Origin of the sequence: Parachryseolinea silvisoli (assembly GCF_021190955.1) — a bacterium.
In the GTDB taxonomy this organism is placed as follows: domain Bacteria; phylum Bacteroidota; class Bacteroidia; order Cytophagales; family Cyclobacteriaceae; genus Ohtaekwangia; species Ohtaekwangia silvisoli.
This window is the reverse complement of record NZ_JAIOAO010000007.1, coordinates 52,669-78,140: the sequence shown is the minus strand read 5'-3', so window position 1 is coordinate 78,140 and position 25,472 is coordinate 52,669. Positions and strand designations below refer to the sequence as shown.

General features: G+C 49.9%; 20 protein-coding genes. 2 read left to right on the top strand and 18 right to left on the bottom strand.

Annotation, left to right across the window (positions count from 1 at the left end; genetic code table 11):
- Window positions 1-88: 88 nt before the first annotated feature.
- Window positions 89-3,646, top strand: a complete 3,558-nt coding sequence (locus K7P01_RS29435) for a glycosyl hydrolase family 28-related protein (RefSeq protein ID WP_267298180.1) — start codon at window positions 89-91, stop codon at window positions 3,644-3,646.
- A 75-nt stretch (window positions 3,647-3,721) separates the two neighbouring features.
- Complete coding sequence (locus K7P01_RS29430) at window positions 3,722-4,663, top strand: family 43 glycosylhydrolase (protein ID WP_267298179.1); 942 nt, start codon at window positions 3,722-3,724, stop codon at window positions 4,661-4,663.
- Window positions 4,664-4,738: 75 nt separating this feature from the next.
- On the opposite strand, the gene K7P01_RS29425 is transcribed toward K7P01_RS29430, so the two are convergent.
- The 18 genes from K7P01_RS29425 to K7P01_RS29340 all read right to left on the bottom strand — a co-directional run bounded on the left by K7P01_RS29425 (window position 4,739) and on the right by K7P01_RS29340 (window position 25,471).
- Entirely contained in the window at window positions 4,739-5,614 is an 876-nt protein-coding gene (locus K7P01_RS29425) for a hypothetical protein (protein ID WP_267298178.1), read from the bottom strand.
- A gap of 9 nt (window positions 5,615-5,623) precedes the next feature.
- Window positions 5,624-7,921, bottom strand: coding sequence for an ATP-binding protein (locus K7P01_RS29420; protein WP_267298177.1), 2,298 nt, complete (start codon window positions 7,919-7,921; stop codon window positions 5,624-5,626).
- Window positions 7,918-10,644, bottom strand: a complete 2,727-nt coding sequence (locus K7P01_RS29415) for a hypothetical protein (protein ID WP_267298176.1) — start codon at window positions 10,642-10,644, stop codon at window positions 7,918-7,920. The genes K7P01_RS29420 and K7P01_RS29415 overlap by 4 nt, the downstream gene beginning before the upstream one ends.
- Before the next feature lie 2 nt (window positions 10,645-10,646).
- Window positions 10,647-11,411 (bottom strand): hypothetical protein, encoded by a 765-nt coding sequence (locus tag K7P01_RS29410; protein WP_267298175.1) that lies wholly within the window; start codon window positions 11,409-11,411, stop codon window positions 10,647-10,649.
- Between the two features lie 60 nt (window positions 11,412-11,471).
- Window positions 11,472-15,182 (bottom strand): baseplate J/gp47 family protein, encoded by a 3,711-nt coding sequence (locus tag K7P01_RS29405; RefSeq protein ID WP_267298174.1) that lies wholly within the window; start codon window positions 15,180-15,182, stop codon window positions 11,472-11,474.
- Window positions 15,183-15,194: 12 nt separating this feature from the next.
- A complete protein-coding gene (locus tag K7P01_RS29400) occupies window positions 15,195-15,611 on the bottom strand; it encodes a GPW/gp25 family protein (protein WP_267298173.1) in 417 nt (138 codons plus the stop codon).
- Between the two features lie 19 nt (window positions 15,612-15,630).
- On the bottom strand, window positions 15,631-15,930 hold the full coding sequence (locus K7P01_RS29395) for a PAAR domain-containing protein (RefSeq protein ID WP_267298172.1): 300 nt from the start codon (window positions 15,928-15,930) through the stop codon (window positions 15,631-15,633).
- Between the two features lie 10 nt (window positions 15,931-15,940).
- Window positions 15,941-17,734, bottom strand: a complete 1,794-nt coding sequence (vgrG, locus tag K7P01_RS29390) for a type VI secretion system tip protein VgrG (RefSeq protein WP_267298171.1) — start codon at window positions 17,732-17,734, stop codon at window positions 15,941-15,943.
- Complete coding sequence (locus K7P01_RS29385; RefSeq protein WP_267298170.1) at window positions 17,727-18,404, bottom strand: CIS tube protein; 678 nt, start codon at window positions 18,402-18,404, stop codon at window positions 17,727-17,729. Before K7P01_RS29385 ends, vgrG begins: the two co-directional genes overlap by 8 nt.
- A 2-nt stretch (window positions 18,405-18,406) precedes the next feature.
- Window positions 18,407-18,577, bottom strand: a complete 171-nt coding sequence (locus K7P01_RS29380; RefSeq protein WP_267298169.1) for a DUF5908 family protein — start codon at window positions 18,575-18,577, stop codon at window positions 18,407-18,409.
- Window positions 18,578-18,579: 2 nt separating this feature from the next.
- Window positions 18,580-19,056, bottom strand: a complete 477-nt coding sequence (locus tag K7P01_RS29375) for a phage tail protein (protein ID WP_267298168.1) — start codon at window positions 19,054-19,056, stop codon at window positions 18,580-18,582.
- A gap of 9 nt (window positions 19,057-19,065) precedes the next feature.
- A complete protein-coding gene (locus K7P01_RS29370; RefSeq protein ID WP_267298167.1) occupies window positions 19,066-19,518 on the bottom strand; it encodes a phage tail protein in 453 nt (150 codons plus the stop codon).
- A 30-nt stretch (window positions 19,519-19,548) separates the two neighbouring features.
- On the bottom strand, window positions 19,549-21,039 hold the full coding sequence (locus tag K7P01_RS29365; protein WP_267298166.1) for a phage tail sheath family protein: 1,491 nt from the start codon (window positions 21,037-21,039) through the stop codon (window positions 19,549-19,551).
- Window positions 21,040-21,057: 18 nt separating this feature from the next.
- Window positions 21,058-22,092, bottom strand: coding sequence for a hypothetical protein (locus K7P01_RS29360; protein ID WP_267298165.1), 1,035 nt, complete (start codon window positions 22,090-22,092; stop codon window positions 21,058-21,060).
- 129 nt (window positions 22,093-22,221) lie between these two features.
- Window positions 22,222-22,794 carry a DUF4255 domain-containing protein gene (locus K7P01_RS29355; RefSeq protein WP_267298164.1) on the bottom strand — a complete coding sequence of 191 codons (573 nt, stop codon included), beginning with the start codon at window positions 22,792-22,794 and terminating at the stop codon, window positions 22,222-22,224.
- A gap of 20 nt (window positions 22,795-22,814) precedes the next feature.
- The gene (locus K7P01_RS29350; RefSeq protein WP_267298163.1) at window positions 22,815-23,048 is read right to left on the bottom strand and encodes a hypothetical protein; all 234 of its coding nucleotides are present in this window, start codon (window positions 23,046-23,048) and stop codon (window positions 22,815-22,817) included.
- A gap of 3 nt (window positions 23,049-23,051) precedes the next feature.
- Complete coding sequence (locus K7P01_RS29345; protein ID WP_267298162.1) at window positions 23,052-24,701, bottom strand: glycosyl hydrolase family 18 protein; 1,650 nt, start codon at window positions 24,699-24,701, stop codon at window positions 23,052-23,054.
- On the bottom strand, window positions 24,698-25,471 hold the full coding sequence (locus K7P01_RS29340) for a hypothetical protein (protein WP_267298161.1): 774 nt from the start codon (window positions 25,469-25,471) through the stop codon (window positions 24,698-24,700). Before K7P01_RS29340 ends, K7P01_RS29345 begins: the two co-directional genes overlap by 4 nt.
- Window position 25,472 lies beyond the last annotated feature (1 nt).

Here is a 25,472-nt window from a genome sequence, read left to right as displayed (position 1 = left end):
ATAGAACGGTTGTCCGGCACAGTTGTGTTGGACAACCTTTTTTTCTTTCACGTTCAGGCCGGGATTAAATTCGTTGACAAAAAAAGTAATGAAATACATTCGAATCAGCGTTACACGATCATATACTACACACTGGGTGTGCAGTATTTTTTTGTTTGCGTTTTCAACGGTCGTTGCCCAGGATTGGAAATTGGTGGATACAAAATATCCGACGCTTGACAATGTTGTCAGCGCCTATTCAGTGGCTGATTTCGGTATCACCGGTGACGGTATAACAGATGTGACCCAGCAATTTCAGGATCTACTCGACCAACTGGGCGCGTTGGGCGGCGGGACGTTGTTTGTGCCCGAGGGGCAGTACGTAATAAAAGGTAATCTGCTTCTTCCGAAAGGCATTACACTTCGCGGTGAATGGAAGAAACCCGAAAAAGGAGAATCCGTGGTAGGAACAATTTTAATGGCCTACGCCGGGAAAGGTAATGAAGATGCGACACCGTTTATTACCATGGAACCCTCATCGGCTGTGATGGATCTGGCCATCTGGTATCCTGAGCAAACAGCATCAAACATCACTCCCTATCCGCCCTCGGTAGAGTTTGGAAAACCCAACTATTTTGGTAACGAAAACTGCAATGCCAAACATATCACACTGGTAAATTCCTATGCAGGCATTGTTTTCTCGAGAAAAAACGGTGGAACATGCCCGACCATTAATGGTGTTTATGGAACACCGTTGTCGCGGGGTATTGAAATTGATAATATCGTGGACGTAGGCCGTATCGAATGGATCGATTTTTCACCAGACTATTGGGCAGGTTCCGGATTACCCAATTCACCCGCCATGGATGGCGACCATAAGGCATGGATTTATGAAAACGGAACAGGCATTGTCATGCGAAGAAACGACTGGTCTTATACCTGCTTTATAAATGTCGAAGGGTACAGTAAAGGGTTTCACGCGGTGGAATCTATTGCAAGTGCAGGGGCGCAGCCAAACGGGCATCATTATTCCATGATCTTTACAAAATGTAAAATAGGGCTGGATATCAGCGCCGCGAACTCCGTGGGATTGATGTGTACCGGGATCAAAACCGTGACATGTGAAACCGGGATTGCTGTTGAAAATTCAGCCTCGGGCGTCGTACAGCTCCATACGTGCTCACTTGACGCCACGAAGAATGCCATCCTGGTAGACGAATCCGCCAGCACCCGCCTGATGATGCTGCAGTCTACGATACAGGCAGGGGCCGTATCGGTAGGAGGTGGCACCTTTACGGCAACAGACTGTGATTTTAATAACCCTGCTCCTCAAATTAGTATCACAAAAAATGCGCGTGCGATCATTACCGGTAATCGGTTTGCGCAAGACGTAAAATTAGTTGAGTCCTCTATTTTTAAAAATATTGTCGATCACACGCCGGTTGAAACAAAATTGCTGCCGGAGATTATAGAGATTGCTCCGGAAATACACAAGCCGCTCCGTGTCAAATTATATATCGCCACGGACACGCCCTACCATGCCGTGGCGGACGGTGTTACCGATAATACTGTCGCCATTCAATCCGCCCTCGATAGAGCAGCGGCCGATGGCGGGGGAGTGGTATTCCTCCCCCCTGGAAAATATAAAGTTCTGGGACACCTTGTTATTCCGTCCGGCGTCGAGTTAAAAGGCTCTGTGGATGTCAGTACGACTCCTACAGGGCCGGGAAGCACGTTGGAGGTTTACGCAGACCGCGATAATCCTGAGGGCGAGCCTTTTCTGAAGTTATCAGAGAACAGTGGAATCCGTGGCATTGTGTTCAACTATCCTCAGCAGTTGATCACGGAACTACCCAGCCTCGGGAAATATCCCTATTGTGTGCAAGCTACCGGTCGTAACACCTACATGATTAATATTGGCATGCGGGCCGTCGATAAAGGCGTTGACTTGTTTACCTACGCCTGCGACAATCATTACATCGACTACATGGCCGGTCATGCGTTTGATGTCGGCATTCGGGTAGGCGGCGGTACCCGTGATGGGAGAATATACAACACCCAGTTTAATATCATCGCCTACGCGGCAGGTGATGAGTCAAAATATGGAAGCTGGCCCAACTCGGTGGGTGACGGAGGTCCGGCCTATGACTATGGTTTTGCCAATTTCAATTTTATGATCCTGGGTAATTGTGAAAATCAGGTCCTCTATAACAATTTCCACTACGGGTCTAAAAATGGTATGATCTTAAGCGATGTCGAGGGAACCGGGCCTTCGGGCATCAGTATCGGCAGTGGAATCGACGGCGCTGGAAACGGCATTGTTATAAACGCCGTGGGCAACAAAGGTTTCGACTTCGTCAATTCGCAAATTGTAGCCATTGGCAATCAAAATACAAAATACATGGAGACCGGTGCTGGATATACATCAGGGGTCACTTTGTTTAATGCCGATTTCTGGGGAAATCCTTCCAATGGCATTTACATGGATGGCGGTGTACTGACGCTTCAGCAAGTGAACATGAATCAGCCGGGGCAGCAACGCATGGCCGTGATTAACAAGGATACGTTGTATGTAGAAGCCTCCAGTATTTATCCGGTTAACCAGCTGTTGGCAACCGGCACGGAACCTCGCCTGTCCATACATTCCTCAGTCGTTGACCCCACGGGGATTGAAAAGGCTAACTGTGCTGTATGGATTAATAACATGGGCAATGTCCCGGAAATATCCCTCGAGTCGGCCAAGAGCCGAAGTGCCTGGAAAGTATCAGCCTCTAATAATTCCGGTAATGCCGGACTGGCAATTGATGGCAGCGCTACGACTCGTTGGGACACGGGTGGTTCGCAAAGCGCGGGGCAATGGTTTACGATCAATTTCGGTAAGCCGGAAAAGATCGAGCAAATCATGTTGGATGTTGCGAAGAGTCCGTCCGACTCCCCGCAAAAGTATGAGCTCTATGTGTCGGATAACGGTACCGATTGGTATGGGCCGGGTGCATCGGGCACTGGGGCGGACGTGATGACTATTGTAAGTTTTCCGTCTTCCACGGTTCAGTATGTCCGAATCATGCAAGCCGGATCGAAAGGTAATTGGTGGTCCATTCACGAAGTGTATGCCTTTGGCAGCGAATCTCCGGTAAGTGTAACGGAAATCAGTTTGGAAGAGCAGGAAATAAGATTACCCGTTGGCGAGGTTTATGAGGTGCAGGTTCAATTCCTTCCCGAGGATCCTGCTAATAAAACAGTATTCTGGAATTCCAGCCAAACCGCTGTTGCACAGGTTACCCGGGACGGGAAAATAGCCGGTGTCTCATCAGGTGTTGCCACCATCAAGGCTATCAGCATGGATGGGATAAAGAAAGCAAACCTGACGGTGTTTGTCGGTGATGGTGTAACCTCTATCGATGAGTCCAGCGGGAATTATCGCCTGAGATTGTATCCGAATCCGGCGTCGGGGAATGTTTCCGTCCGCTATAACCTGGATAGGACACAGGAGGTTTCTGCAGAAGTTTTAACGATGGTCGGAAATACCGTAGAAACAACAAGATTCCAATCTAACGCCGGGGAGAACCTGGTGTCACTACCATTGGAAGGTTTTTCGCCGGGGGTATATTTCTTACGATTACGTTCAGCGGAGGGTATTCAGGTGGAAAAGATGGTGGTGCGTTAGCGTATTGACGTAGATAATGAAAAAGCAATAGCATTAAGCGTTTATGAGGTTCAAAGATTTACATTCAGATCAATTATGAGGGTATTTAGCGGTACAACAGTGTCAATTTTAACGTCATTGATATTAGTTTCGATCAATATCAACGCGCAGCAGAAAAAACCTTTTATCACCGACATGTATACGGCCGACCCGTCTGCCCACGTCTGGCAAGACGGTCGCTTATATGTTTACGCTTCGCACGATATAGCGCCACCCAAGGGCTGTGACCTCATGGACCAGTATCACGTATTTTCTACGGACGACATGGTGAACTGGACCGACCACGGCGAGATCTTGCGCGCCAGCCAGGTGAAGTGGGGGAGACCGGATGGTGGCTTTATGTGGGCGCCCGACTGTGCCTATAAAAACGGCACCTATTACTTTTATTTCCCACACCCCAGCGGTACGGAGTGGAACAAAACATGGAAAATAGGAGTCGCAACCAGTAAACATCCGGCAAGGGATTTTGTAGCGCAAGGGTATATAGAAGGCCTGGAAGCCATGATCGATCCGTGTGTTTTTGTCGACGATGATGGGCAGGCTTACTTCTACTACGGTGGGGGTGGTACCTGTAAAGGTGGAAAATTAAAAGACAATATGGTGGAAATTGACGGTGAGCTGAAAACCATGGAAGGCCTCGTGGATTTCCATGAGGCTAGCTGGGTGCACAAATACAAAGGCGTGTACTACCTGTCGTATTCTGATAACCACGACGAGAACAACGATAAGGAAGGTGTTAAAGGTGACAACCGCCTGCGATACGCCACCAGCAACAGCCCGCTTGGCCCCTGGAAGCACCAGGGAATCTACATGCAGCCCACCGACAGCTATACAAACCACGGCTCCATCGTTGAATACAAAGGCAAATGGTATTCCTTTTATCACAACAGCTCCCTTTCCAATCACGATTGGTTGAGGTCGATCTGTGTTGATCAACTTTTCTACAATAAAGATGGGACCATTAAAATGGTAAAATAGCCTGTCGTTAAAAGGCAGAAACACGAACGAGCACTGCCATTGGATTTCTGACGAACGATGTGGATTTTAACGATGTCAAATATCGATATCGACCTTTCCGTCGGGAGCAAGAAGCGCTGTGACGTCACCCTTCAATCCCAAATTATGAATTTGGCAGATTCCCATTCCAAAATGAGCAGTCAGATTTTTTAGATTGGACGTAGTAGCGTCTTCTGGTTTTTCGTTTCGCTGAATTCGATGACATAGATGTACTTTTGTTATTCTTAGCCCGGTGGATAATAAGGCCATTGATTGTAGCGCGTTTTGTCCTAAGGCACTGATGCTCTTGTTGTCGTCATCGTTTGTATGGTAGAGGGTTGTGTAGTGCATTCCGATGAGTCGTTCTGTTCCATGTTGATCGCCGGCTTCAATAAAGATGGCTATACAGCTCATCAATCCGCTGATCCTCATCGTTTGAGGCAGCCGCCCCTGTGAAATAAAGTCGGGAGCTGTATTAACCTCCTGATGTATTCGATCTGTTGGTCTTTTGGGATGGAGTAGGTCCGCTGGTTCTTTCAGACGTTTTAAAGATTTCGTGGCATCCGCGATATAATCTTCGTCGGCGCTGAAAAACTGAAAAAGTCTTAAGTCATTTATAGCATCCTCGATGGTTTGTGGGCGATCTGCTACGCTGTCAAGGTCTTTTATGGCCGCCATTATTTTTATGATATCTAGGCCGCTACCTTCCAGGTGTTCGACTTTGGTCAATAACTTTTTGCCATCAACTATTATTGCTCGCTGGATCGGTTCTTTGGGGAGTTTACTCATCTTTCGTAATTTTCGTTGAGAAACAGCCTCTGGACGATTGTCTACAAACTGGAAGGAAGATGTGCCAACGTCACGCTTAGCCGAAGCTGAACGAGCGGCAGCGTTGATCGTATCATCTTGTATTTTGTTCGCGTGAGTATTCATAAAAATCAGTTACTTAAACCACCCTGGCTTATCGCATTTTCCGCAATCGACTATATACAGTCCATTTTTTGATGGAAAGAGATTTTCCTCGAAGATCATATAACCGTCTACGACTTCGATCTTGTCTCCGGTAGATCCTATAAAATTCTGTTTGATGACTTCCTGCAAGACCTCCATGCGCGTGGAGTCATGGAATAATGCCTCCCGGCGGCGTTGCCAGTGACGATAGTTCCAAATAAATTTCACGACGTTGGAAGAATACATCGAGTCTATGCAATTGTCGACCAGGTTGCTTTTGTAGATCAACGCCGTTGTCCATTTGTCTACGGCTGTCTTGTATTTTTCGCCTTTGTGGATGTGAAGGTATTGCTGGTTAATCTCTTTGCTGACACGCAGGCAGTCATCGTACATGCAGTCGAATTGTTTGAGCATTCTATGCTGCGCAATGGAGAATGCGCTGTATAACGTAACCAGGATAACGCCCACGAATGCCGCGACGATTAAATTCCGCTTGATGCTTTTAATCTTCTTTTCTTCTTTCTTTCGTGTCTCTTCAGCTTTGTTGATGTCTCGCCAATGATTTACACCCAGCGTGACAAATTTCCGGGTCTGTTCAAAGCTGGCGAAGGAGCTTCCCGGGGGCGTGTGGAGAGCCGCCCAGGTACTGTCTTTTTGGAGAAAGTCGTGAATGATTCGGGAATATTCGTTGTTGTCGATGGGCTCGCCGTTTAAGATGGTGTTGGCATACCGTTCCAGCGTTAACGGATGGGATGCTGTTTTGCCCGCTGCAGCCTGTGCGTAAAGGAGGTACTCCTGAATGCAATCGCTTTCCTGTTTGATCCAGAGTGCCACTTTGGGGAACATACCTGCCAGGCTAAGGTTTCGTACCGATACTATGGCGTCGTCGTCAATGTGGGCTCCATTGTGAATCATGTTCAGGCTTTCCTCTACGCGGGAGGACGGTATTACCTGCACCAGTCCCAGTCCGTCATCGCCAAAGCACTTAATGAACCGGTCCACGTCCTGCTGCGTGATCCCGTTTTTCCCGACCAGGCATGTGGCCATGATTTTATAGCGAAGCGGCTCCAATGTGCCGTCCCGGGATGTCAGTGTTTTGACGAACAGCTCGCAGACCGTTTCCATTTTGGGATTGGCGCGGAAGATCTCCTCGACCTCCAATGCCAGCGAGCGCGGTATCTTACCTGCCGCATGGTAGAGCCCTTGTAAGGTTAACTTCTTGTCGGTTTCTTTGGTGCCTTTCACAATCCGGACAAGTGTCTGTTGTTGTTGTGTTGACAGTTTACGCCAAACGCCGTTGCTTCTTTTATTGGCGGTGGCGTTGATGACGGAAAGCTCATCGCGCAACAGATCATTTACCAGCAAGGGAAGATAGTTGTTATCAGCCAGTTCCTTTAACGACGATTCTCCCGCGATTTTCTTATGGATGCCCTGGTACCCGCGGTGCCAGAGCGCGAAGGTATATTGCAGGGAGTGGTTCAACAGGTAACGCCAGGCAGGGTTGAGCGTGTGACGCTCCTGGTCTTCGTCAAGCCGTTGCAGCGTAGTCTTTTTGATCACGGCAATGTCTTTGTGCCCCTTCCAGATGGCAGGCACGGCACGGTCTATTACAGCGTCGGTTTCCTGGATCGATATACCTTCAAATGGAAAACTTCGTTTTTGCAGCAGCTCCAGGAGTTTGGGATGTTCGGAGGCACGGTCGCGATAATTGTCGGAGAAAGAGACCACGACATAGACGGGACGCGTATTGTGATGCTCGAATGCCCACAACAGGTTGATGAACTTCTGTGCTTCCGAGGATGCAGCGATCTTGCTCACAGCGGTTTGCGAACGGTCTGGTAAAAAGATGTCTTCGAAATGGTCAACCACCAGCAGGAGCGTGGTGTTGTGTTGGAGCGGATATTGCTCGAATACCTCCGTGAGGGTACTGCTGCCGGTGCGCAGCAACGCTTCGATGGCCAGTGCAGCGTTTTGTTTTGCATTAGTGGACTGCGCCTTGTCCAGCGCACGCGCCAGATTCTTCAGCGGACTTCGTCCCGGCCTGAATTTGGCGGCTACCCATCGCTCGGCGTCGTGATTCAGATGGTGGCCGGAAGGAACAATGACAGCACAATTGAGAAAGGAAGTTTTGCCACTGCCGGGTTCGCCGGTCAGGAATACAAAACGGTTCTTCTTCAGCGTGCGAAAGAATTTCTCGGTGAGCGTTTCGTCTATATAATAGCGCTCAGAGTCTTTTTCATCAAAAGGTTTAAGTCCGGTGAGCGTATGTTTTTTGGGCGTGGTTTTCATGTCTCGGGAGTATTGCTAACAACAAATTCCGATATCAGTTCGGTGGAAATTTTATCAAGGTCGGCCATGCTGCTGCGGAGTTCCCGGAGTACGCGCCGGTCCTGTACAGCGGATGCGTTGTTCCCAGCCTGTGCCACGAGGCGTTTCAGCTTTTGCCAGGCGCTGAATTTTTGTTCAAACGCGGCCATATCTTTTAAGTTAAGCCATCGTATGTTCACGCGCAGATGCGCCGGCAGACAACGGCAGAGGCTTTGCCGAAGCAAAACGCGGAACTCCGGATCGCTGAACCGCGGTATCCATTTGGGAAACACCAGCGTTATACCCGGCGTGAGCAATGTCTCTTCATCGATCCGTTCCTGCATCAGGATGAAGTTTGCATCGGCCGTGCCGGTAAGTCCCTTTCGTTCGAGCTCCACAAAATAAGGAACAAGCGTTTGCTCGATGCATGTAGTGGCAAGTGCATATTCGCCGAAAGTGGTGTTGAGCTTAACGAGAGCGTTACCCTGACGGTCGGTTAGGTAGATGCGATACGAGGGACCTTCCTGGTTGATCGTATAGTTTGTTTTGTCCGTGCCGTAGATAACCACGTCCACCATCAGGTTTCGCTGCTCTTCCAGGTGATCGCGCTCTGCGGATTGAAAACTATAGGGAGTTTGGCGCAGTGGAAATTCGACATCGTATTGTTTTTCGAGTGTCGGTCTCAGCAGCACGTGCTCTAAAACATAGAAATCGCTGGCTTGTTCATGCAGCTTTTTAAACTTATCAACCAACTGCGCAATCAATTCTTCCGCGACGTCGAAAGAAGTACAGTCTGCCAGGAATGTTCCGTGTGGGTCCTGTTGCGTATGAAACAATACGATATACGGCTTGACGGTGGCGTCGACGGATACAATACTATAGCTATCAGTAAGCGACCCGTAAAAGACCAGCTGGTCGCGGCTTTCGGGATGGTTGGGTAATTTAAACCGAACCGAAGTGCTGGCGTTAGGCTTTTGACTTGCAGGCGTCAGGAATTGATAGGGGGCTGTCAGCGATGGCAGGGCCTTGTCGTTGACGTTACTGCGACGAAGATTTAAAAGCAGGCTGAGACGTGTCTTAAAAGGATAGGCATCCGGTTGATGGCCCGCGATATAGTTGGCTCCCCGGTTTCGGTGTTTACTAAGCTCAGGCAGTTGCTGCAGCAAGGCCGATTTAATGGTCGCCAGGGTGGCGCTGAGTGTGGATTCTTCCACACCCAGCAGCGCCGGCAGGTTGGGGTATTGCAGCTCCGGACAGGTCTCGGAAAACCTGGCGAGAAGATGATCGAGCACCCGGTTTTTTCGTTCGAAGTAGTTGTCGTGCACCAGGGCTCGAAGCCTGTTTTCGTCCAGCGACTTGTCGGTTAGCTTGTCGATGTCGGGTATATCGTGTGGCTTACCCATGCCCGGAAGTTGGGTAAAGTAGGTGGTCTGCGCGCTGTCGATGGTATAGCTGAACAGTTGATCCAGGTTCTGGAGCTGCGCCAGGTGATTGAGCATGATCTGGTCAAAAAACAACAGATAGCTCTGCAGTTGCCGGGCCTGTCTGACCCGTGCATAAGGCGCATTGCCCGGGAGGCCGTATCGTCCAATGCCATAGACAATCGGAAACGTGTTTTGAACGCTTACGTACGTGCCAATGTGTCGTTTTACGTCCTCGTCCTTTTTTTCGATGTGCACCGGCGTGAAGGGGTAGGACTTGTTTTGTATGTCTGTTTTTTCCTGGTAATAATGCTTCACCCGGTAGGCATCGTAGCCTATTTTGTTATGATTCCGGTATACAGCGATGGAGATCTTGTGAGATTCCAGCGATACTTCGGGTAAATAGCCTTCTTCCGCGGTGATATATTTTCCGGTTACCCGAATGCCGTCCTTGCTCACAACCAGATTGCGCACGCTTCGTATGCCGGGTACATTACTAATAATGTCGTCGAGGGCCGATATCGGAAATACTTTTGTGTCGTTCATCGGCGGCAGCTTCCGGATAAAGCCGTGTTCAAACGCGGGTGTATTGAACAGGGTCTCGTATCCCAGTCCTTGGTGAATCAGCTCGTGCAACGGCAGGCGCGTAGCCGACGGATTAAAATATTCATGCAGCGCATAGAACATGTCGCCCAGTGCCTTCTCGGGCGAGACCTCTTCGTTGATTTCAATAGACGCTGCGATGTCGATGTACAGTGGCCTGAGCATGATAACCCGCTGGATGTCTTCGCCCAGGCTCCGGTGCGCGGCATAGACTTCGCGTATCTTTCCTTCGAGCGACGCGTGGAGTTGTGGGGGCGCTGACGTACGCACGTATACATCAAAGAGGCCTGCCGTCATACTACCCGTCACTTTCTTAAACCAGACGTTGTCCACACCTTCATTTTTGAGCAGGTCGCAAAAGAGTATCCGAAGGTCGCCGAGCGTCACCGTGCCGCTGGCAAAGATCTCTTGTGGACCATAGAGTGCATTACTCTTTACGATAGCCGCCTCTCCGCCACCGAATACCAGTTGATGTACGTCCAGGTTGGTTTTGTAGCCTACCACGGTCAGTGCGTAACACAATTGCTCGAGTATCGTCACGCCCGGATCATGGCTATTGTAGTCGGTCCAGATCTTTCCCGACAGGGCCTGTGCATGCGCCATTCCCTCGCTGCGCAGCAAAGCGAAGTTCATGCTCTTGCTGGGCATATAGTGCGCGTGTATGCCGGGTAGCGCTACCATGTTCAGTCATTTATGTTTTTCATGATCGTACTGTCCCACAGTTTGCAGACGTGAAAGCTGATCGTATTGAATTTTTTGTCCTTCCGCAACGCATAGTGCTTGCCAGTGCGGATTTGCAGCACATAATTGTCGGACGCGCCCTGCCAGCGGAAATGCAGCTTGTCGCGAAAGTCAAACCAGTCGTATGACGTACGAATTACTTTGATCGTGCCTTTGCGGCCTTGGTGGGCGTTTAATGCAATGGCATGTGCCATCGTATAATGCCCCTCGCCGGGGTTTCCTTCGGCCGCGGCCACAATTTCGAATGCATTAAACCCCTGAAGCCCCGGTACGATCGTGTGCCACGTCGCGTCGGCAGGTACCTTTCCTGTTTTATACCCGCCCATTCGCCCGGTGGCGCTTATCGTGCCCGTTACGTCAAGCGCCGTTTGAGGAGTAAAGGTCTTTATACCCACATTACCGGCGCTGCTAAAGGTGAGGGAAGGAGACTTTTCATGCCCCGGCTGTATAAAGGCAATTCCCTTATTGTTCTCCGGATTGATGGCAATTTTCCAGTCGGGGGTGGTACTGGCAATGCTTTCATAGAAGCTCATCAGCATGGTGGAGTTTCCGAAGGGTGCAAGCTTTAAGCCATCGTTTTCCGTTTTATTTAGCCCGTCGTCCACCTTATTCCAGGTAGAGTCTATCAGGTCCGAGAATTCTGTTTCGGAGGGCGACTTCCCGTTGCGGAAGAAGTTCTTTAAGGTATTTCTGTTTCTGATTGACATGACGAACGGTATAGTTAATGTACGATAAAATTTCAGGAGGAGTGATGCTGTTTTCGCGGTTCACAGCGGTATATCAAATTCCACATAGCCTCGCAGGCCGGTCGCATCGTCCGGGGCGTCTTCCGGAAGGGTATTCTCTGTTTTTCCGGCCACGACGAACTCCCTTCCCAGGCGCATATTCATGATCGCAGCTTTCTCAGGGGTTAAATTCTGTTCTTCTGTATTCATGTTGATCTGGTGTTGTTTCATCGGTATAAGCACGCACCAGGGTTGGCTGCTGTAAAGTTTTTTGCGGTCAGAGGCACCTTGTGCAGAATCTGTGATCGTGTAGATTTTGTTGTTGTGTTGCAGGATCAGGACCGAGACCTTCGAGACAGATTTTACGTACGATCGGGTAGCGATAAACCCGGTGACCTCGTCCAGGTCCAGGGAGCCACCAAAGGCCATGTCTTCCTGAGCATTGCTATACCAGGGACAGAGATAATTCCGGATGTCGCGGTACAGTACATCTTCGTATTCTCCCGTGACTTCGTCGGCCAGCACGATGTCTGCCGTGATTTTAACTTCTTCGTAGGTTGGGTTGACAACGACGATTGTGGCAAAGGCGGAAATACGTTTTTCCAGGTATATCCTGATATCCTGGAGTACGGCCGGGCTGAACCGCGGCAGGATGAATCGATCCCCTGTCATCACTTTCGGCGTTACGACGACAATGACCTTGCCCACCTCGGTAAAGAAAGGATACTCGACAGCGGAGATGCACTTTACCTGGTTTACGGCCGGTAAATTTTCAAGTACCAACCTTTCAATATCCCAGGCAGTGACTGCCCTGTTTTTATGGGCTAAAAATTCGCTCACGCGGATGTAGAAATCCTGTGGTGCTTCCTTAGGCCGTCCGCCGAAAGATGCTGCGGGTTGGAAGACCGCAACAATATCTGACGTTGCCAGCGCCAGGCTGTTGATGGTATTAGGCGGGAGGTTGGCTTTCCATTGTGCTCCCGGTTTGTGGGGTGTCCAGGTGAGTGTTATAGCCTGTGTCTGGATCGACCGTATTTTTCCGGTCGCGGTGGGATCACCCTTTAATGCGGCGATAATCCAATAGCATCCTCCGGGTAACACAGCGTTCTGATTGCTGATGTCGGCAGGTGTCACCAACTTAACCAGGCCTGTGGTGGTAAAGCTGCGGGTGGTATCGAAGATGACATCCTTTTTGTTGAACGTGTGCCACGTGTCGTCCGACACATAATACCATTCGATCGTGGGCACCTCGTCGGTTGAATCGGATAACGTATTGCGCTCGAGCACGAAGCAAAACGTCACAGCTTCGCCGGGTAGTACGGTATCAAGTCCCAGCAGCAGGTAGCCATCATGCTCATATTGTGGCAACAAGGTATCTACCGACGGTGTTGTTTCAGCAAATGTCGTTCGAACGCCAAATGCCTGTAGTTGAAACGTTTTTTCATCCGCTTTGGGATGTGCCTTGAGGGCAGATGACTTTTGAAAGCTTATCTGTGTGGATGCGCGATACCGCAGGGCGAGCGACTTTACCTGCGGGGTATAGGGTGCTTCGGGCAGTTTGGTATCTTCCCGCCGGGCTTTCCGCAAGACGGCCTCTGACAAGAGTATGGGATATTTCTGATGGCCGAATCCCATTTCGGGGGTGATCAGCTCTATCTTGATATATCCCGTTTTGGCGCTGTTGTCGTAAGGGCCTAACGGTTCTTTGGTGAAATTGTCATGAAGTTTCAATGCCTTCACATCCAGGTCTTGGATAGTGGTCTGAATGGCCGGTTTGCGTTGTGTTGTCTGCCCGTCATTCTGCTGGGTAACGAACAGCGGGAAGGTCTGTATTTTATCCGCCGCCACAGGGTGAAATGCATAATCTGACAAACCGGTTACGCCAACCCGAAAGGAGTCGTTGGTGATGTCTTCTCCATACGTTTCGTAGTGTTCGCGAAATCCTCCTTCCACCCGCGGCAGGTTGTGCCAGGTAATTTCCAGGGCGATGTCGCTGATCTGTTTTTTTGTCAGCTCGTCATAGCCCACCAGGAAGGCGCTTCCCATCACTGGCAGCGCGCCAAAAGGGTAGAAAGGAACGCTGGTCTCCACTTTTCCCAGGTCATTGTATACCTCCAGATTTTTGATCTGGCTCACCTCTACAGCAATAGAGCATGTCTGTATAATCAAATGCTCCAGATACGAATACGTATACATAGTCTTGCGATCGGCCAGGCTTATCTTCATCACCGGCCACAGTGTGTTGTATTTTTTTACTTCGTCAGCCGGCCAGTCTTCGCCAAAAGGAGTAATAGGAGGCGCGCCGAGTGGTAATTCAAAATAGAACTCTACTTTGCCGCTGCCCCATGCCGGAGGCAGGATTGTGTAGTCGGATACCTCATGCCATCCACCGGGTGTAGTGAGCGAAATACTGAAGGCTTCCGAGAAAATTCGATAGAAGACATTATTCGCACTCAGGTTCTCGGCCTTAGCATAGCGCTCGAAGAAGGAAACCAGGGGCGACATCGAGTTCAATTCGAACTGCAACGATAAGGTTATCTGTCGGCAGCCTTCACGCAGCAGCAGGGTAGGAGAGGCGATGGCAAAACCGATCTCGCTGGGCTTCATCGTTTTTTTTGTGGCATTGTAGACGGCCTCGCCAAACGCTGGAAAAGCTCTGGCGGCCGCAGTAAAATCAAAGCCACCGGCGGAATAAAGCAGGTCTGTTTCATAAATAGCCGATATGAATTCATAGTACGGCTCAATACCGATCTCACCTTTTCGGGCAGGGTAAAAGGATCCCAGGGCGACAACCTGGGTTTGGTTTACCGAGGCGTAGTCTTTTGCCGCATAGAGACAGTCCAGTCCTTCTTCATCCAGGTTGGCGTTGAATAATGTTCCTCTTTCGATCGCTGCAGTTTCGACGTGGTCTGACAAACGAACGCATACGTATACCTCGTCGGGCTCGGACGGCTTATGTTTCTGCTGCAGCAGGTCGTAGAAAAAATAGTCCAGGTGCTTGCCCGTAATCTTGTTGAGATCTTCCTGGGCGTAAGCGTAAAGCTTTAGGAAGGAAACATAGAGTGCAAGGGCAGGGTCGTGCTCCTGGTAATCGTAGATAAATTCGTGCAGTAGATTTTGCGCACTCTCTGTTACTTTATGGGATAACGACAGGAACATGTCCAGCGAAGCGTCTACAGCAGTAGTATGTTGTTGCGTGGCATCGTCTCCTTCCGCTGGAGCGGATGTATCCTTCGTGGCATAGTCAATAACGATGCCGGCTTGCCGGCAGGATTGGATCACCCGATCCATCGCCGCCTTCAGTTCGTCAAGCTGAAACAGCAGGTGGCTGATCTTCTTGCTGTTTGTTTGTTTTTCTAAGGAGGGTGGCAGGGCGCCCGGCAGGCTGCCGGCATAGCGCACAAAGTTGTTAAGTTTGTGCAGAACATGATGGGGTGGCGTGGCCGCGCCGGACAGAATATCATACGTAACGGTGCGAACCGGCTTGCCAGAACACAGCCTGGCCAGAAAGACGATAATGCTACCACCAAAGAAATTTTGCCACGTGGTGGCGTCGCCGGATACATCGGGTGCATCGGCATAGACATAGGCGGCATATTGCTCGGCAAATACCAGGAAGTCGGCCAGCGTTCGTTCGTCTATTTTAAAGTACTCCGGATGCAGCGCTGCCGCAAAGCGCCGGTTGCGCGACGAACCGTACGGATCGTGCACATCCTCCCAGGGTATATCGACATTCTCATCCGGCGCACGCATGGCAGTTCAATATTAAGGGTGCTGTATGTTTGTTCCTTCTTTAAAGTAAAATGGGTATACCATATTACTCCGTACATTTATTTTTCGAATGGTGTAGAATAACGTTGCATACACTACGCCCTCGCTGGCCTGCGTTGTGTTTACCGTGATCTCATCCAGGGTGACGCGGGGCTCGTGGTGAAGGATCGCCGTACGGATGCTGTCTTTGATGCGGTTGATAAACAGGCTGTCGATGCTGTCGAAGACGAACGTAGCCAGCGTGCTCCCGAATTTCGGGTCCATGATCCGTTCGCCTTGCATGGTAGAAAGGATCAGTCGCAGGCTCTCGGCGATGTCTTCGTCTTCTTCTACCATCACTACCGCGTTGCGTACAAAGTCGAACCGCGGTGGGAACGACCAGCCTCTGCCCAGGAATGTATTGTCTTGCATACCCCGTATCGTTTTGTGTCTATCCGCCGATCATTACTGTGGGACATCCCAATGCAATCTGTCCGCCGTGGGCGGTGGTGTCGCCCATGCGCGCCGCTGGTTTACCGCCAATCATCACCGTGGCCGATCCCTTCATAATGGAATCGGGCGGACCGGTGCACACGCAGGAATCTCCCAGCACAGCGGCGGGAAGTTTCCCGATGAGTACCGTCGGTGCGCCGGGACCAATCACCGGACCTCCAACATGCGGGATGGGCGGAAGACCGGGTGTGACCATGGGACACACATGCAGATCGGTTATTCTTGCAGCAAATGGCATACGCGAAATATTAGTTAATCATGACCATGCCACCTTTTACTTCCACCTGCCCGGAAGCCTTCAAGGTGGCCTGTGCCGTTCCCTGCGCCAACAGCGCTAGCTTAGCCTTGGCGTTGATGTTGTTTCCGGCCAGGTTCACATCGCCCTTGGCGTTGGCGACGAGATCTATCGCGTCGATCGAAAAATTACCCTTCGCGGTGAACTTGACGTCCTTCGCGCTGTCGAAGACAATGCCGTCGGCAGAGAGTGTGATCTTGTTCTTGTTTTGATCCTGGATCGTAAGCGATTTTCCATCGTCATCCAGAATGACCTTATTTCCTCCCGGTGTTTCCAGCGTGATACTTTTCTTTTCTTCGTCGAAGGTGAGCTTCAGCTTGCTTTTACTCACGAAGCCCTTCGTGTTGTTTTTACTTTCGGGTGTATAAGGTGGTTTTTTCTTTTTCCCGTACAAGGAGCCAATGATCACGGGGAAGCGCGGGTCTTCATTCAGAAATCCCAGCACCACCTCGTCGCTTACCTCGGGCAGAAAATAGAAGCCCGCACCGTCGGTGGCGTAGGGATGGGACAGTCGTGCCCAGATGCCGATGCCGGTGGCTTCCACCATGGGTAGATCCACCAGAATTCTGTATTCGCCGTCGGTATCCTGGTCGATTTGTTTTACCGTGCCGATCTGTAACCCTGGTGCTGCAGGCAATGCGCCAGCGGCCGCAGGAGCGAGGATCTTTTTGGTTTCGGTAAAGAATGCCGGCTCAAGACCAAAGTTCACGCGTGTGACCCAGGTGCCCTCTTCCAAAGTATGGTGTACACCGGAAATAAACGCGTCGCCGTTAAAGCGTGTGCCGAAGCTGTTGAGCTGAAGTAGCTTGCCCAGTTTGGGCGCGGCATTGCCGGGGAACGTTACATACCCCTGTATTTTTGCCAGTCGCATTTGTTGCAACTTGGCATTTGCCCAGCCTTTGAGTACAGACGCATCTTCCGGCACGGCAGATTGTAATGTATATACTTTCGAGCCCAGTACTTCCGAAAGCTTTTTACCCGTGATGTTTCCGTGGGCATTCACACTGGGCTCGGCGGATGTCCCGGTGGTTACCTGGAGCATGGTGCCATCCCAGGCGGTGGACGACACACTGTCAATTTGATATTGTGCATCGAGGTCGGCCGCAAAATCGATGATGTCGATGCCGTAGGTCACCGCCAGGTCGGCGGTTCCGCTGAGGACCGGCGCCGTCACTTCCAGTGTGCCGTCGTTGCAGATCGCAATAAATCCATTGACATCCGCGCGCGAAACAATGAAGTCCCAATCCGTGCAGTCGTATTGAACCATCTTCTTGTATGCAAACGTCGTGGCATCTACTTTTTTGGTGATGCCTGCTTCTGTCAGGATGGAGCTGATAATCTCGCTGTCCTTCTTGTCTTTAAAATATTTGCTCTTTCTCCCGACAGTAAGCTTAACAGCTTCGTCCATACATTGCAACGTCAGCTGTGAAACGAGCTGGTTGACACGACTTCGAACTTTTATGCTTTGTGCCGTGATAATGCCTTTGAATACCGTTTCGTTCGTGCTGTGGTAGCCCAGGCTGATCTCGATTTTTTTGCCCGGCACAAAGTCATCGGATTCGCTTGCCTCAAACGTTCCTGTGGTCGTGTCGCCGTCCAGCAACACAACCTTTGCCTCATTGATACTGTTGATGGCTTTCGTGACGGAAATGCTCAGCACGAGGTATGTGTCCTTAATCGCGGTGCCGTCGATCAGGATGGTATATGTAGGCAGATCGCTCTTGGCGTTTAAGGGGGACTTAATCATCGGTTAAACGGGGAAAAATTATCCTTTGCCCGGGGGTAAGGACGTTGAAATTGATCAGATGGTTATAAGCGGCAACCTGTATATAATATTTAGGATCTCCGTATACGTTGTGGCAAAGCATGGGCAGCGTGTCGCCATCCACAACCGTTTTGATATGAGATAGGTCTGGCGAGCTGAGGTTATTTTGTTTTGCCTTAGCGTCGGCGTCGATAAATTGCCGCAACTTCGCCATCACCTTGGCCCGTACCGGCGTTCCATCGGGCTTGAATAAGACAAAATCCGTTTTCAGCTCAGTCATCTCACAGGGGAATGTAAAATCGGTTCCCCAGCGTACCTTGAGGTAGTTCGCCCGGTGTATTTTCCCATTCACATCCACACACAGTTTTTTCAAGGCTTTGATATTAGCTTCCACATCGTCGCAGCCGCCGACGGCTCCGGTAGAGTCTATATAGAAGTCCAGTGTCAGGTACTCCTGGTCGACGGATTTATTCGAGGGGATACTATCTCCATTGGCCAATCGCCGGGTGTCTTCTTTCACAGAGGACTCCTGCGTGCGATCATACTTTTCAGGATTGATCTGAAAAATATAATCATCAGCCACCTTGGCTGTAAAGTCCGGCGCTTCGTAGCCCTCAATCACCATTTTTTCCCGCTTCCCACTAGTGGCCATGATTATCGCCGGTCACGTTTACGTAAAAGCTCCTCTATCTTTTCGAGGCAGTCACTGATGATCTCTTCTTTCATCGTTCTGTAATCGGTAGCCTGCTGTTGCACGGCCGCGGGACTTTCCGCTTCGTCCTCAAACTTTGCCTGTATGATAAATTCTTTGACATCCAGCGGCATGATTATATAATTTTGATGGTGCTATACTTCAGCTTGATGCTTTCAACCACCAGGGCGGCGTCGCCCGAGGCGGTGGAGCTGAAGCTACTGATATCAAGTTTCACGGGGTAGGCTTCGTTAAACTGCCAGGTCATAACGGCTGCGCCATCTTTATTGAGCAACTTCAGCGATACCGTTTTCTTCTCTATTGGTTGAGAATAGTCGTTCAGGAGCCAGCTGTAGCACCACGCGGTTACGGCAGACGATGCCGATAACAAGCCTCTTTTTAATTCCAGGTCGCTGAAAGTTGTTTTCTGCGGCAGCGTCACAACGAAACCACTGTCACCACCCTGTGCTATATTTTGCACTTCCAGCGACATACTAATACCCGATATTTCTTTGAATTTTACATCGTTTGTATCGTTGATGCCGCTGAATGAAACACTAAAGTAGAACCCTACCAGCGGGTAGGGTTCTCCGGTCGTTTGGGTTACTGCCATAGGTTAGGATCAGCCTTTCGCGATCACCAGGCCCTCATGCGCCAACACCAATTGCTCGATGGCCGCGTCACTACTGCCCGAGTTGAGATCAGTCGATTTAACCGATTTCGGGAACGCGTTGGTGAGCGTCCAGACAATTTCTGTGTTTCCGCCTTCGTTGAGTAACTTGATCGTTACACCCTTGCGCTCGATGGTGTTTAACTGGTTTTTACTGAACCATTCAAAGAACTGAATGTCGCCGGTAAAATGGCCCTTCTTCAGCGTGACGTCGCTATATTTTTTTAGTCCCGGCATTTTAATCTTGGTAAAGTCTTTACTGTCACCGTGCCGGTATTCGAACACATCAACTTCAGCATCGAGGCCCGATACTTCTTGAAAGGAAGCCGTCATACCACCCTCTACTTCCACACTGAAATAGAATTTCGGTAAGGGCCATACATTGTCCTGTTTTTCGCCTGCCATAATTATTGAGTTTAAGGAGAGATGTTAGGGTTATGATTTTTGCATTTGTTGCTGGAACGTGATCACGATAAATTCGGCTGGTCTTACGACGGCAAGCCGCACCGTGATTCGCATGATACCATCCAGAACATCCGTAGGAGTCATCGTTACGCCCAGGCCGATATCGACGCTGAAGGCATCCTCGGGTATGGCGCCGGCCAGCGAGCCGCGCTTCCATTGATCGGTCAGGAAGTTGCTCATCATACCTTTTACAGTCACCCAGGTGTTCGATACGTTGGGCTCGAATACATACGCTTCCGCGGCAATCTTGAGCGACTGTTCGATCATAATGACCGTGCGGCGCACGCTGAGGTATCGCCAGTCCTGGCTGTTACCGTCCAGGGTACGCGCGCCCCATACCAGCACACCTTTACCGGGAAAACTACGAATGGCGTTCACCGCCTTGCCGTTGAGCGGCAGGTTCAGGTCTTCCTGAATGGCGTTGGTGATATTGACAGTGGGTTTCACCACCGATCCCATCGATACGTTGGCGGGCGATTTGGCTACCCCTACGGCGTTGTCGACCATCGTCAGTACGCCGGCCATGGCACCACTGGGAGGAAGTATATTTATTTTTTGCCTGACTTCCGTGAGGATAGCTTTATATAGCGGCACGGCTGTGAACAGTGTTTGATGAAGTGCCACGACATCGGTATCGGCCGCGCCGATCTTTTCGATCTCCAGTGCGATGGCGGCAGTCTTTTTTTCATCGGCCTTGTCCTTGCTCAGCGACTCGGTCAGCTTGGTCTTTAAGACGTCGGGGTTTGCAAAGTTCGCCAGGTCTATTTCGGTGAGCGGTACCACGGTGCTTTCCACCCATGGATAATACGCCGCCGCCCATTGCAGGTGATTGATGCCGATGCCTTCGCGAAACTTGGTGATCACATCGTCATCGGCCATGGTTCTGGATAAATAGCCATTGTACACATCCAGCAAAGCAACCCGATTGCGCATGTCAAAGCCGCAATGCATGACCATCGCCTGTTGCAGGCTGAAACAGTCTGCTTCGCCGAGCAGTACGGCATCGGGAATCACCACCATAGTAGGTTCAAATTCCTTTAACAACGTTTTCAGACCCTTGTCATTTTCCGCCGGATTAAGCGTGGCCGTCTCTACGCCTTTGGTGTAGTCATAGGTTCCCACGGCAATGATGTAGCAGGTGGACCCGCCATTGGAGAAGAACAAGCGCAGCGTGTTGTAGAGATAAAAGTTAGTTTCACGCTTCACCTCAACCTTAAAAGGTTCTCCATTCTCACCGTCCAGCAAATCGAACTGAATTTTTGGCGCGCCGCCAAAGATCTCATGATACTCGTTCAGCGACGTGAGACGGGTTGGAACGTTGATGATGGATTTGTTATTTCGGATCGCTTTCTCCGTGTACCCGATAAACGCGGGTACCGCTGTCGCGACGGGCACAGCCGAGCTGGCAAATGCGCTCTTTTCTTCAATGTACACCCCTGGGGTGGCATAAACTTGTGGCATAATCGTGAGATTAGGTGATTAGATGTGTATATACATGTCAGAATAGGCGCTGGCATGGTGCGCGCTTATCTTGATTCGTTCGATATCGGGAATCGGAAGCCCTAACCTGCGGCGTGAGCTTAGCTTCCCGGCTTTACTGTCTGTTTGGTTAAATTCTATTTCAAACGGTGCGTCATATGTCTCTGAAAGCAGAATGGGATCGACCGGTTCCAGAATAACCGCAGTCGAGCCGTCGGCCAGTGTACGTGTCGTGATCGGTTTTAGCGACAACGGCTGTTTGCCGGCGTACAGAATAAAATCACTGAATGACCGTTGGGGCTTCTCTATAATATTATACCGCCAGGAGATAGCCCGGGCTCCAATGGTAACTACATAACGAGTGGGGTTTGGTGCCGTCGCCATCGGCGGCGTAAGGGTCATTTCCAGGACCGCGAAAACGTTCCTTAACCGGTTCGCCCAGGCATAAAAATTCAATACATCAGACGTGCCGGAATGGCGGATAGTAAAATGAGGCATGTCCAGTAGTGTATCAAATGTCTGCGCAGCTTTAAACGCTTCATAGGTGCCCGTAAAGAACGGAGTACTGGAGTTTACCTTATTTATAAGGTAACACGATATAGCGTCTTCAGGGTTGAAGTAGGCATCCAGGTCGTTGTAGCCGGTGACCGGTATAATGAGGTCCGCCTCGGAAAGCTGCACGCCCATATGAAGGTACGTGGTCCCGTCGGTTGCCTCGTACTGATTGCTGAGTAGAAAGCTTTGCGCGACATCTTCAATGGAAAGACTGGAGTAATTTAATAAGAGCGGGTCATCACACGTTATCGTAAACACCAGCTTAACAGGTTTGTACAGAAGGTATTGCAAGTCTGTGACAGCGTCCTGTGCTTTCGATGCGATGAAAAAACCACGAGCGGAATCTTTCATAAGAAGTCCATAGGCTTGCATTTGCCGTGCGGTGGCAGGGGTAGGGATAACCCTGAACGGCTGATACGACCGGACAGTATAATATTGGTGAATAAAATCGACTTGCCACAACTGCTTAAAGCGTAACATAGGTTCAGGTAGTAGATGGTAACGAAACTTGCTCTAATGTAATAGGAATATGCAAATGAAAATAGGGTATATATACCTTTTTTTAGAATATATTTGTTTTGTATCGTTTTGGTGTCAGTTGATCAATTATTAGTGTTGTGTTCCTGTATCCATTCCACGGATTGCTGGTAAATCGGCCACCACGTTGTCTTGCGAAAAAGTTAACATTCGTACTTTGTATACGACCGAGGGAACGTATTTTATGCCGAGCATCGAATAGTAGTTCATCATATCGCTGGGTGACACAGAGAGCAGGTCGAAATAAATCTTGTCCACGCCTTTGGCGAGCTTTGGCGTATTTTGCCCCGTGAACAGGGACTTGTATTGAAAGAAATAGATGACACCCGATATGTAGCGTAGGGATTCGACATAGTGATTTCTGCTAAAAAGCGCTGAAAACAGAATGGTGAGGTTTATGTTCAACGGCGGAGAGTATTGAAGGATCTCGAAACCCGAAGAGGTTGTTCCCGGTCCGCTTTTATAGGTTGTTTCTTTGTCGATAAAAATCAATGTTGCCACGACCTTGTTTCCGCTTTCGAGGGCCAGGCTGCCATCTTGCTCTACAATGCCGGAAAGTATAGCCTTATCTTCGACAGCATTGAACTGTGATTTTAGGTATTCGTTAAGCTCGTCGATAATGACCGGTAACACATGTTGTATCATGGTGCGTCTATTTCAGGTTGTTATTGAACGAATTGTTTCACTGCCCAGACCGTCAGGCGGATCAGGTAAACTCCCAAAAAGCCCAATATTCCACCAATGAGCATCATATCGACTTCCAATACCTGCTCGTCGCCAGCGACGCTCGTATGGCCTGGATCCAGTTGAAGCATATATAAGAAGAGAAAGGCCACCGGTATCGCGGTGATAATCGCGAAAAATAAGTATAAAAACTCTTTTGCCAGAATGTCTTTCATGCGTTACGGAAGTTTGTTTTTGTACCGCAGGTATGCCGTGCTGGTGATATAGACCAGTACCGCTCCGGATAGTATACCATACGCAAACATGCTCAAGCCGCTGTTGCCGGAGGAGCTTGTCTCGTCCGAGAGGAGGTACACGGCCAGTACCGCGACCACGATCAATCCACAGGCAAAAAGACCACGGTAAGCGCCACTGTGAAAAAATACGCCGCGCACACGCCAGTCCAGCAGCGAGAGGAGCAGGCCCAACAGAAAGAATCCAATGATAATGAAGATCGATACGCCGATAAATTTCCGGTAGCGGTAAAGGGTCGCTACTAGGGAATACGATCGCCCGTTGTCATAGCCGATGGGCTCTATTTTTTGCCAGGGGGATGCCGCAAAATGAGACTCGACCGCATGCCATATTTCCGGGTGGCTGCCATCGTAACCAAGGCCCCAAAGTCCGGCTCCTTTAAGGCCTTTTTCTTTTATCCAGGAAAACTTGCGATTCAAGCTTTCGTGTCCTTCATACCATACCACCTCATAGGGTATGGCATTTCCGTCGCGCACCATACTGCTGCCACTGTATGTTTCGATATATTCTTCGCGGTTCACATTGTACTGCGCACGTATATTTTCGTAGGGCATATTGTCCAATGAAGTCCAGCCAGAGGCCTTGCGTTGCCAACGAGTGCCGTAGAGTGGGAAACCGATAATGATGTCTTCCGGCGGCAAGGTCTGTAGAAGCGCATTCACTGTTTTTTCGAGGCTGGGGCATTCGCCGCCAGATTGCAGTGGCGCCATCGGCAGGGGGGCACCACCACACGTGGGATTTTCATAATCAAAGCCCTGCACCGTAAAGGTATTGATCAACGGTTTCAGCTCATTCAGATCATAGGCTCCCAGGGCGGCGTTATATGGTATTTGCAAGGTGATGATAGTACTGTCGCCCAGTTTATTGCGAATGAATCGGATAAATTCGGTGAAGCGGGATTTCATAGCCGGTTGCAAGCCGTTAAAGTCGAGATCAATTCCGTGGGCTTTTTTTATTCGGATCAGCGACCGGACACTGTCACTCAAGAGCATCCACGCAGGGGGATTGTTCAAAAATGTATTATTGCGTTCCGTACTGTAGCTGGTTAATGTCAGCAACATCTTCGTGTGGTGAACACGGGCCGAGTCGTGTACGGGTGACGTTAGCCATTGCCGGATGGCGTCGACATCGGTACACGCGCCGCTGTGAGCGTCGATGTCATACGCAAAAAAGCCGATGGTAGAAAAAAGTTTGTACGGATAGTAAGGACACTCCGCTTCCATCCAGTGCAGGTGCCAGCCCATCACTTCCGTGCTATCCGCCGGCCGCGCGCGGGTGCTATTTTTTCCATAATACGTTTGGCTTTTGTCGTTGTACGCAATCTCTTGCAGTCCCTCTGTTTTGCGGAAGTAGATTTTGCGACTCTTGCCATGAAGTGTCTTAAAGACCTTGCTGTACTTATTTAATGTGCTGCCGGGCCTGAACTCCCTTTCTTTTTTCCAGGCCACCGTGTCAGTAGCATTCGCCGGATCTATCATATGCGATTGCTGGGCGATGGCGGCAACGTGCAGGCTGCAGTAAAGCAATACAAGCAGACCGCCACGCAGGATCATATCATGTAGCAGCTCTTTCATTTTACGAGGGATGGTTTGCGTTTTCGTTCATACTGGACAATCGTCACGCGCACATGTTTACCGGCCACCGGGTCGTCGTTCTCCAACCACAAAGTGTAAAAGGAGTGTTTAAAAGGTAGTGTTCCGGTGTGGTATATTCCCATCCCATTTTTTACAGTCTTTGCTGCCCCATTGGAAAACGTATATTTTATGGGGCCGCCCGTGGACTGAATTTCGTATTGCAGAAATCCGTGCAAAGAATCGACCTCGATGCGGATACTTTGTTTATTTTTTAAATTAAGTGTACTGGCCAGATAAAGGGTAGAGTCAATTTTTACCGTGGTAACGGTGTCCATTTCGACGGCGGAATTTGTGCTGTCGTGGGTTGGCTCGGGCGTGTAGGGCAGGCATGTGCGTACGTTCAACATCAGGATAAACGAATTTGGAAACGGGCGCCCGGACCGGATCTTGTAGTAATAATTGCCCGGCACAGGGCCTTTTAATCTGCCGGAAAGTACTTTTTCTTTGGCGTGCGTTTTTACGATTTCTTTTCCGGCCGGGTCGTATAGGAAAAAAGTAGCTCCGTATAAATTCTCCTGAAACAATACATATTGAATGCTGTCACCATCTTTTACGGCAAATGTGCCGGTAACATCGCGCTTGAGAAACGTTTTGTAGTTCGCCGTGAGCACATTACTAAATTCTTTCGCACATACCAGGGAGTCGCCTTGCAGGCACTGGCCTGGCGGCGCCGTCACAAAGATTGTCAGAAGAAGGAGTATCGCTTTCATG

Excerpts from the sequence above, each read along its gene's own strand:
- K7P01_RS29435 (WP_267298180.1), top strand. The coding sequence starts at position 89 with ATGAAATACATTCGAATCAGCGTTACACGATCATATACTACACACTGG.
- K7P01_RS29415 (WP_267298176.1), bottom strand. The coding sequence starts at position 10,644 with ATGGTAGCGCTACCCGGCATACACGCGCACTATATGCCCAGCAAGAGC.
- K7P01_RS29375 (WP_267298168.1), bottom strand. The coding sequence starts at position 19,056 with ATGGCAGTAACCCAAACGACCGGAGAACCCTACCCGCTGGTAGGGTTC.
- K7P01_RS29355 (WP_267298164.1), bottom strand. The coding sequence starts at position 22,794 with ATGATACAACATGTGTTACCGGTCATTATCGACGAGCTTAACGAATAC.
- K7P01_RS29370 (WP_267298167.1), bottom strand. The coding sequence starts at position 19,518 with ATGGCAGGCGAAAAACAGGACAATGTATGGCCCTTACCGAAATTCTAT.
- K7P01_RS29385 (WP_267298170.1), bottom strand. The coding sequence starts at position 18,404 with ATGGCCACTAGTGGGAAGCGGGAAAAAATGGTGATTGAGGGCTACGAA.
- K7P01_RS29340 (WP_267298161.1), bottom strand. The coding sequence starts at position 25,471 with ATGAAAGCGATACTCCTTCTTCTGACAATCTTTGTGACGGCGCCGCCA.
- K7P01_RS29345 (WP_267298162.1), bottom strand. The coding sequence starts at position 24,701 with ATGAAAGAGCTGCTACATGATATGATCCTGCGTGGCGGTCTGCTTGTA.
- K7P01_RS29365 (WP_267298166.1), bottom strand. The coding sequence starts at position 21,039 with ATGCCACAAGTTTATGCCACCCCAGGGGTGTACATTGAAGAAAAGAGC.
- K7P01_RS29360 (WP_267298165.1), bottom strand. The coding sequence starts at position 22,092 with ATGTTACGCTTTAAGCAGTTGTGGCAAGTCGATTTTATTCACCAATAT.
- K7P01_RS29400 (WP_267298173.1), bottom strand. The coding sequence starts at position 15,611 with ATGCAAGACAATACATTCCTGGGCAGAGGCTGGTCGTTCCCACCGCGG.
- K7P01_RS29430 (WP_267298179.1), top strand. The coding sequence starts at position 3,722 with ATGAGGGTATTTAGCGGTACAACAGTGTCAATTTTAACGTCATTGATA.
- K7P01_RS29350 (WP_267298163.1), bottom strand. The coding sequence starts at position 23,048 with ATGAAAGACATTCTGGCAAAAGAGTTTTTATACTTATTTTTCGCGATT.
- K7P01_RS29395 (WP_267298172.1), bottom strand. The coding sequence starts at position 15,930 with ATGCCATTTGCTGCAAGAATAACCGATCTGCATGTGTGTCCCATGGTC.
- K7P01_RS29380 (WP_267298169.1), bottom strand. The coding sequence starts at position 18,577 with ATGCCGCTGGATGTCAAAGAATTTATCATACAGGCAAAGTTTGAGGAC.
- vgrG (WP_267298171.1), bottom strand. The coding sequence starts at position 17,734 with ATGATTAAGTCCCCCTTAAACGCCAAGAGCGATCTGCCTACATATACC.
- K7P01_RS29405 (WP_267298174.1), bottom strand. The coding sequence starts at position 15,182 with ATGCGTGCGCCGGATGAGAATGTCGATATACCCTGGGAGGATGTGCAC.
- K7P01_RS29410 (WP_267298175.1), bottom strand. The coding sequence starts at position 11,411 with ATGTCAATCAGAAACAGAAATACCTTAAAGAACTTCTTCCGCAACGGG.
- K7P01_RS29425 (WP_267298178.1), bottom strand. The coding sequence starts at position 5,614 with ATGAATACTCACGCGAACAAAATACAAGATGATACGATCAACGCTGCC.
- K7P01_RS29420 (WP_267298177.1), bottom strand. The coding sequence starts at position 7,921 with ATGAAAACCACGCCCAAAAAACATACGCTCACCGGACTTAAACCTTTT.